The following is a 4,697-nucleotide window of genomic DNA, read 5'->3' on the forward strand; positions in this document are numbered from 1 at the left end:
CCCCCGTCCCCGTAAGGTCATGCTGTGCGCATCCTTAGAGGCCACGGTGAATCCAGTGGTTCCTGGAAAGCAGGTTCGAATCCGGGGGTGTTACCGAACTATTGCACTACCGGCGCCCCGTTTCGCCCGGAACGCACATTTCGGGCGCGGGCGGGTGTGTGTCGCGGGCACGGGACCGGGTCCGGGTGGACGGCCGGACGGGTGGACGGACAGTCGGGTCAGTCGCCCAGGCGGGTCAGGCGCCGAACGCCTTCGACTTCCCCTTGACCGGCTTCGCCCCCGCCAGCAGATGCGCGGGGACGAGGTCACGGGCCGGTTCGCTGTACCCGACCGACAGGATCCGGTCGCCCTGGTACGTGAAGGTCGTCAGGCTGGCCAGCGTGCACTGCCGCCGGCGCGGGTCGTGCCACAGCCTGCGCCGCTCCACGAAGCTGCGGACGATCCAGATCGGCAGCTGATGGCTCACGCACACCGCCTCGTGACCGCGCGCCGCGTCCCTGGCCGCGCCCAGCGCCGCCGTCATACGGGCCACCTGCGCGGCGTACGGCTCCCCCCACGAGGGCCGGAACGGATTGGTGAGGTGCCGCCAGTTGGCCGGCCTGCGCAGAGCCCCGTCGCCCACCCCGAAGGTCTTGCCCTGGAAGACGTTCCCGGCCTCTATCAGCCGGTCGTCGGTGGCCACGCCGAGACCGTGCGCCTCGGCGATCGGCGAGGCCGTCTCCTGGGCCCGCTCCAGTGGGGAGGAGACGACGTGCGCGATGTCGCGGCCCGCCAGGTGCTCGGCGACCCGGTCGGCCATCCGCCGGCCCAGCTCGGAGAGGTGGTAGCCGGGCAGTTGCCCGTAGAGGATCCCCTCCGGGTTCTCCACCTCGCCGTGCCTCATGAGATGGACGACGGTGATGTCTTCGCTGCTGCTCATGTCACCCATCACTGCTCGGGGGCTTCGGCTTCCGCGGCCGCGCGGGCCGCGGCGGGCAGGGCCGCGGCGATCCGCTCGATCGCGGCCGCGTCGTGCGCGGTGGAGACGAACCAGGACTCGAACGCGGACGGCGGCAGGTATACACCGTGGGAGAGCATCGCGTGGAAGAACGCGGTGAAGCGGAAGCTCTGCTGCTTCTTCGCGTCCTCGTAGTCAAGGACCTTCCTCGGGGTGAAGAAGACCGAGAACATGTTGCCCGCCGTCTGCAGCCGGTGCGCCACGCCCTCCTTGGCCAGCGCCTCGGTGACCAGCCCCCGGATCTCCTCCGAGACCGCGTCGACCTTTTCGTACGCCGCGTCGTCCAGGAGCCGCAACTGCGCCAGGCCCGCGGCCGTGGCCACCGGGTTCCCGGAGAGCGTGCCCGCCTGGTAGACCGGGCCCGCCGGGGCGAGGTGCGCCATGACGTCCGCGCGGCCGCCGAAGGCCGCGGCCGGGAACCCGCCGCCCATCACCTTGCCGAAGGTCATCAGGTCCGGCCTGACACCGTCGAGCCCGTACCAGCCGGCCCTGGAGACGCGGAACCCCGTCATCACCTCGTCCGAGATGTACAGAGCGCCGTTCTTCGTACAGGCGTCCTTGAGTCCCTGGTTGAAGCCGGCCAGCGGCGGGACGACGCCCATGTTGCCCGGCGCCGCCTCCGTGATCACGCAGGCGATCTCGCCCGGGAAGCGGTGGAACGCCTCGTTGACCGCTTCCAGGTCGTTGTACGGCAGCACGATGGTGTCCCCGGCCTGCGCGCCGGTGACCCCCGGCGTGTCGGGCAGGCCGAACGTCGCCAGCCCGGACCCGGCGGCGGCCAGCAGCGCGTCCACGTGCCCGTGGTAGCACCCGGCGAACTTGATCGCCTTGGTGCGCCCGGTGAAGCCGCGGGCCAGCCGGATCGCCGACATGGTGGCCTCCGTACCGGAGGAAACCAGCCGAACCTGCTCCACCGGTTCGACGCGGGCGACGATCTCCTCGGCCAGCTCGACCTCGCCGACACCCGGCGTGCCGAAGGAGGTGCCCCGCGCCACGGCGGCCTGCACGGCCTCGATGACCTGCGGGTGCGCGTGCCCGAGGATCATCGGGCCCCACGAGCACACGAGGTCGACGTACTCCCGGCCGTCGGCGTCCGTGAGATACGGACCGGAACCGGACACCATGAAACGGGGCGTACCCCCCACGGCGCGGAAAGCGCGCACGGGAGAGTTGACGCCACCGGGCGTCACGGCGGCCGCGCGCTCAAAAAGCGTCTGCGAAACTGAGGCTTCGTACGGATAGCTCACGTAAGACATGGTGTCAGAGGCTCGCGAACTCTTGGCGCCGGGCGGTTTCACAGCCGCCCGGTGGGGGAGGTCACTGTCACGATGATCGGGTTGCGCGGCGACGGCTGCGAGTGGTCGGGTGGAGATATGCAACGCGGTGGCGGACTGGGCGAAGGGACCGACGACCGGGGTCCCGAGCGTGCCCAGCGGGGACGGCACCGGCGCAGGGCGGCGGACGCGGCGGGCGGTTCCGGCCCGTCGGGTCCTGCGGGCCCCTCCGGGGGGCCTGCGGGACCGGTGCACCCGGTGGGGCCTTCGGGTCCCTTCGCCACGCCCGGGGGCCCGTCGGGAGCGGCCGGCTCCGCGGGGCACACCGGCCCTGTGGAACCGGGTGACGTGGCATGGCCGGGGAACCGCGCGGACGGCCGGGCCGAGAGCCTCCCGGAGAGCCGCCGGGACCACCGCGAGAGCCGCGAGAACCACGAGAACCGGCAGGACGACCGCCCGGAGGACCTGGCGGGACCGCGCCCGGACTTCCTCCCGGACATCCGGCCGGGGTACCTTCCGGAGCGTCGCGCGGAAAGCGGCGTCGAGCAGCAGCGGACGGAGCGCCGGCCTGCGCGGCGCCGGGAGAGCCGGCCGGAAGACCCGTCCGAGCCGAGGCCGGAGGGCACGGCCGAGCGCAGGACCGGGAACAGGGCGGACGGCCTGTCCCTTCCCCTGCCGGACGGACGGCCTCAAGGCGTGGCCGGGGATCGGCCGGCAGCGCGGCCGGAGGATCAGGCCGGGACCCGGCCGGAGAAGCGTGTGGAGAGCCGCGCCGAGAGGCGGCGGAGCAAACGGGCGGAGAACCGGGCGGATCGCGCGGGCCGTGTGGACGGACCCGAGCGGGCGGGACCTGGAGGAATCAGCAGGAGTGGCCGGGTGGGGGTGACCTACAAGTACTTCGGGGCACCTGACGGTGCCACGGCGGCCCGCGTGCCCATCACCATGCGCCCCGAGGAGCTGGGGGGCGATGAGCTCGGCATGGGCGGCATGTTCACCAAGATCAAGCCGGAGACGATGGCCGCCATGGTCCTCACCGGCATCGAGGGCATACCCCTGCACAAGGTGCCCCCGCTCGAGCTCGTCGTCCTGCACCCCGACTACGCCGTGGTCAAGCTCCCCATGACCGTCGTCGACCCGCTGCGCGGGATCGGCGAGGAGTCCGTGGGCGCCGCGGCCTTCATCTGGTCCACGGTCCCCGACCGCGGCGGGCCGCGCGACGCGTTCAACGTGTACCAGCTGCTGCACGAGTGGCAGGACTTCTCGAAGCGGCTGCATGAGGCGGGGCATCAGCCTTATTGCCTGGTCTGGCCCTGAGCTGGGGTTTCGCCGGTTTCCGGCGGGGTTTTCGGACCCCGCACTCGCTGGTGCCCGAGGAAGGCCGTCAGGCGGCCAGGGCACATTGGTTTCGCTTGGGGCACGGATGTGCCCTGGGAGGCAGCCGGGTCGCCGTCGTCCTCCGCCTCGGCTTCCGTGAAGGCGTCATCGATCGCCTTGCGGGTGCGCGTCTCGCTGGACGGCAGCAGGTGCGTGTACGTCCGCAGCGTGAAGCCGGGGTCCGAGTGGCCGAGGTACTCGGACAGAGCCTTGATGCTCTCCCCGCGCCCAGGAGCACGGAAGCACAAGCGTGCCGGAGGGCGTGCATGCCGTCTTCCGGGGCCGCGTGGAGGTTGCGCGCACGCACGGCGCTCGCGGGGAGGGATCACGCCGGCGGCGGCCAGCGGTTCGCCGTCCGGCTTGGCCCAGGGCAGCGTGACGGCGGGGAGTCGCTGTTGCGGTCGGCATCGAGGAACGCGGTCCTGCTTGTGCGGGATTCTCAGGGGCGCCGGGAAGAGGAGGCGCCGGGGCCTACGTCGAAACCGAACCGGGATTCCGCAGTCCGTCCAGGACCCGTTGAAGGAGGCTGATGTCCGGTGCGCGGGCCTCAACTGCCAGTCGGCCGTCGCTGTACCAGCGGCTGAGCTGCTGCCGCCACGCGATCTCGGCACGCTGCACCTCGGCGTGGATCTCGCCGAGAGCGAGTCCCAACTCGACGCGAAGCCGCACAAGGTCGGTGGGAGTTATCCGGACCGGCTCTGGGACAACCACCGCGCCGGTCTCGTCAGACGGACGAGCCGGACCAAAGGCCAGCTCCACGCACGCGTCCGGGAACGGGTCGCCGACGTACGGAAGACCTCGCCGTGCTACTGGTCGACGTCACACACCCCAAGGTCCAAGCCCTCTACGAGGCATGGGGATACGCCGGAGTCGGCGAGCAGCAACCGTTCGCCGACTCACCGGTGTACGCGGTCATGGTCAAAGACCTTCGGGACTGAGTTGCCGTCAGCCAGTGACACGACGAACCCGCCCGCACAAGGTCACGGCAGCCCGATGAAGCCCTGCCGGTTCCCCGGGCCGGTAGGCTCCACAGGCCCCGCGCCCCACCGCTC

Annotated in this window: 4 protein-coding genes and 2 pseudogenes; 2 read left to right on the forward strand and 4 right to left on the reverse strand. The window is 71.5% G+C overall.

Annotated features, from left to right (window positions below; genetic code table 11):
- Positions 1-235: 235 nt before the first annotated feature.
- Together GUY61_RS34920 and hemL are read right to left on the reverse strand one after the other, a co-directional pair.
- The gene (locus GUY61_RS34920; protein ID WP_398958013.1) at positions 236-919 is read right to left on the reverse strand and encodes a histidine phosphatase family protein; all 684 of its coding nucleotides are present in this window, start codon (positions 917-919) and stop codon (positions 236-238) included.
- An 8-nt stretch (positions 920-927) separates the two neighbouring features.
- Positions 928-2,253, reverse strand: coding sequence for a glutamate-1-semialdehyde 2,1-aminomutase (hemL, locus tag GUY61_RS34925; RefSeq protein ID WP_166634337.1), 1,326 nt, complete (start codon positions 2,251-2,253; stop codon positions 928-930).
- An 843-nt stretch (positions 2,254-3,096) separates the two neighbouring features.
- Between hemL and GUY61_RS34930 the strand changes: the two genes are divergently transcribed.
- The gene (locus GUY61_RS34930) at positions 3,097-3,585 is read left to right on the forward strand and encodes a hypothetical protein (RefSeq protein WP_313897004.1); all 489 of its coding nucleotides are present in this window, start codon (positions 3,097-3,099) and stop codon (positions 3,583-3,585) included.
- 77 nt (positions 3,586-3,662) lie between these two features.
- On the opposite strand, the pseudogene GUY61_RS40890 reads toward GUY61_RS34930, so the two are convergent.
- A pseudogene (locus tag GUY61_RS40890) lies at positions 3,663-4,028 on the reverse strand (tyrosine-type recombinase/integrase); the annotation flags it as partial.
- Between the two features lie 88 nt (positions 4,029-4,116).
- The gene (locus GUY61_RS34940; RefSeq protein ID WP_243766969.1) at positions 4,117-4,314 is read right to left on the reverse strand and encodes a hypothetical protein; all 198 of its coding nucleotides are present in this window, start codon (positions 4,312-4,314) and stop codon (positions 4,117-4,119) included.
- 113 nt (positions 4,315-4,427) lie between these two features.
- Here GUY61_RS34940 and GUY61_RS34945 point away from each other — a divergent pair.
- A pseudogene (locus GUY61_RS34945) lies at positions 4,428-4,583 on the forward strand (GNAT family N-acetyltransferase); the annotation flags it as partial.
- Positions 4,584-4,697: the final 114 nt, after the last annotated feature.

The sequence above is a fragment of the Streptomyces sp. GC420 genome (assembly GCF_009916105.1).
Lineage (GTDB): Bacteria > Actinomycetota > Actinomycetes > Streptomycetales > Streptomycetaceae > Streptomyces.

What these genes read in the sequence shown, in the direction of transcription:
- GUY61_RS34920 (WP_398958013.1), bottom strand. Translation starts at nt 919, where the DNA reads ATGAGCAGCAGCGAAGACATCACCGTCGTCCATCTCATGAGGCACGGC.
- hemL (WP_166634337.1), bottom strand. Translation starts at nt 2,253, where the DNA reads ATGTCTTACGTGAGCTATCCGTACGAAGCCTCAGTTTCGCAGACGCTT.